This is a genomic window from Kitasatospora indigofera (assembly GCF_014655955.1).
Lineage (GTDB): Bacteria > Actinomycetota > Actinomycetes > Streptomycetales > Streptomycetaceae > Kitasatospora > Kitasatospora indigofera.
Genome location: NZ_BNBO01000131.1, coordinates 1 through 2,350, shown reverse-complemented (window position 1 = coordinate 2,350; position 2,350 = coordinate 1). Strand labels below are relative to the sequence as shown.

The following is a 2,350-nucleotide window of genomic DNA, read 5'->3' as shown; positions in this document are numbered from 1 at the left end:
ACCGACCAACCACCCCCAACCACACACCACGAGGACCCCATGCCACCGGCGAACCTGCGTTCGGGCGGGCACAGATCCGTCCGGCGCCCCGAGGACGGCCCACAGATCTGCTCAGCTGCCCATCGGCTTGTCCCCCGCAGTGAGAACTCGCTGCTGACGTGCCGCTGGGTAGCCTGATCGCCTCATAGGCACGGAAAACGGCCGGGATCAGGTGATCATGGTGAAGTGGATCGACGTAAGCGACTTCGGCTACTACGCCTTGCGCCCGGAGTCCCATGTCGCCGCCTGCGACGGTGCTGAGTTCATGGACGCGCTCGAGGACTGCGTCGCTCGGGTCCTAAAGCCCGGCCTCGGCGAAGTACTGATCCTGGGCGGGGAAGCGCTGCCCGTGACCTACCTCGATCGCCGGATGACATTCGTCCGCCAGTACGCGGCCGAGGATGACAGCGCGCTGGAGCAGGCGGTGGACCGGGCGATGGGGTCGGACGACTGGACAGATGCCTTCGAGATCTGGCTCGGCGGGAGCTACCGCCTCATGGACTGCCTGATCTCCGGTGCCGACGCTGCCCGCACTGCCGAGACGGACACGATCCGCGTTCACGTTCCCGAGGGCCGCGATCTGGTCCAGTCGTTGTTCATCGAGGCGTTCCAGGGTGACCAGTTCATGCTGGAACGGCTGGTCAGAATCTGAGCGTGGCGGACGCAGCGGCTCTGCCCGGAACCAGGAATCGATCACCTCGCGGCGCGTTCACCCCACCCCACCGCCGACCCCAGCGCCGGCTTCACCCCCGGACGGCGCCGTCACACCGCGCAGCGCCAGCCCCAGACAGCCGCCCGCTTCGTCCAGCACCGTTTCCGCCCGACGCATGTGACGCAGCACCACCGGCAGCAACGTCCCCCGGAATCGATCGGCCTGGCGCAACTCCCCGGCGGCCTCGTGCAGCAGGACACCCGCCCGGCGCACCGCCTCCCCCCGCGCACTGGCCAGATACTCCCCGGCCAGCTCCGCCAAGGCGTCCGCCAGCTCAGCGGCACCCGGATCCTCCACCGGCTCCCCGCCGAAGAACACCATCCGCTCCGCGATCCGCACCAACGCCGCGTCCCTGCGCCCCACCCACCACACCGTCACGCATTGATCATGCCCTGTCACCAAGCGCCGCGGGCCAGGACAACCAAACTTGCCAACACCCCCACCCCCGACCCGAACACCCCCTACCCTCCCCCCGACACACCTCCAGAACTCCCGGATCGGCCTCTTCCCCGCCCCTCCTCCCCCAAGGGGCGGGCACTGATCGATCGCGAGCGCTACCTGCCAGCCTCGTGAACGGAGGAACGCTAGGGCTGTGACCGCATAGGTTCACCGGGTTGGGGTCTAGGTTCTGTCCGGCGGATCATGTGATCGCCTCGCGTGGACCATTGTGTTGGTCGTGGGGCGGGGCGATCTTATGAACGACGAGTGGGTGCAACTGGCACCGCATCTGCCGAAGACCGGTCGCCGCGGCGGACGTTGGACTGATCACCGGACGGTGATCAACGGAATCCTGTTCCGGATCCGCACGGGTGTCCCGTGGCGGGACCTGCCGGAGCGGTTCGGGAGCTGGAAGACCGTGTACGAGCGCCACCGCAGGTGGTCGGCGGACGGCACCTGGGAAAGGATCCTCCAGGCCGTCCAGGCCGAGGCCGACTCTCAGGGGCGCATCGACTGGAGCATGGTGAGTGTGGACTCCACCTCGTGCCGGGCCCACCAGCACGCTGCCGGTGCACCGCGCAGAACACCCCGGATCCCGAAGCGGAGATCAACACCCCGGCAGCACCGCCCCGACGAGGGAATCGGCCGGTCCCGTGGCGGCCTGACCTCCAAGATCCACCTTGCCGGGGAAGGCGGCCGCCGTCCACTGGCCATGCTGATCACGCCCGGTCAGTGGGGCGACAGCCCTCAGCTGATCCCGGTCCTGGAGCGCATCAGGGTCAGGCGCCACGGCGGCGGGCATCCGCGCACCCGCCCCGACCACCTCGGCGGCGACAAGGCCTACAGCTCCCGCCGAAATCGCCGCTACCTGCGCAGACGCCAGATCAAGCACACCATCCCGGAGCCGAAGGACCAGCGGGCCAACCGCCGGCGCCGCGGTAGCCGAGGAGGCCGGCCCGCGGGCTTCGACAAGGAGATGTACAAGCGCCGGAACGAGGTCGAGCGGACGATCAACCGACTCAAGCACTTCAGGGCCGTCGCGACGCGGTATGACAAGCGCGCCTACGTCTTCCACGGCACCGTCACCGTCGCGTCGATACGCCTCTGGCTCAGACCGTGATCAGCCCGCCTCCAGAGCGTCGGCCCGATTCCTGAGGTCCT

3 protein-coding genes are annotated in these 2,350 nt (G+C 68.6%); 2 read left to right on the top strand and 1 reads right to left on the bottom strand.

Going from position 1 to position 2,350, the window contains the following annotated elements:
• The first annotated feature begins 217 nt into the window (after window positions 1-217).
• Entirely contained in the window at window positions 218-691 is a 474-nt protein-coding gene (locus tag IE329_RS39760) for an Imm21 family immunity protein (RefSeq protein WP_190215945.1), read from the top strand.
• A gap of 57 nt (window positions 692-748) precedes the next feature.
• Here IE329_RS39760 and IE329_RS39755 read toward each other — a convergent pair whose 3' ends face one another.
• Window positions 749-1,129, bottom strand: coding sequence for a hypothetical protein (locus tag IE329_RS39755; protein WP_190215944.1), 381 nt, complete (start codon window positions 1,127-1,129; stop codon window positions 749-751).
• A 298-nt stretch (window positions 1,130-1,427) separates the two neighbouring features.
• Here IE329_RS39755 and IE329_RS39750 point away from each other — a divergent pair, with 298 nt between their 5' ends.
• Window positions 1,428-2,309 (top strand): IS5 family transposase, encoded by an 882-nt coding sequence (locus IE329_RS39750; RefSeq protein ID WP_190215943.1) that lies wholly within the window; start codon window positions 1,428-1,430, stop codon window positions 2,307-2,309.
• The last annotated feature ends 41 nt before the right edge of the window (window positions 2,310-2,350 follow it).

Coding starts and splice junctions, on each gene's coding strand:
- IE329_RS39760 (WP_190215945.1), top strand. CDS start 218: ATGGTGAAGTGGATCGACGTAAGCGACTTCGGCTACTACGCCTTGCGC.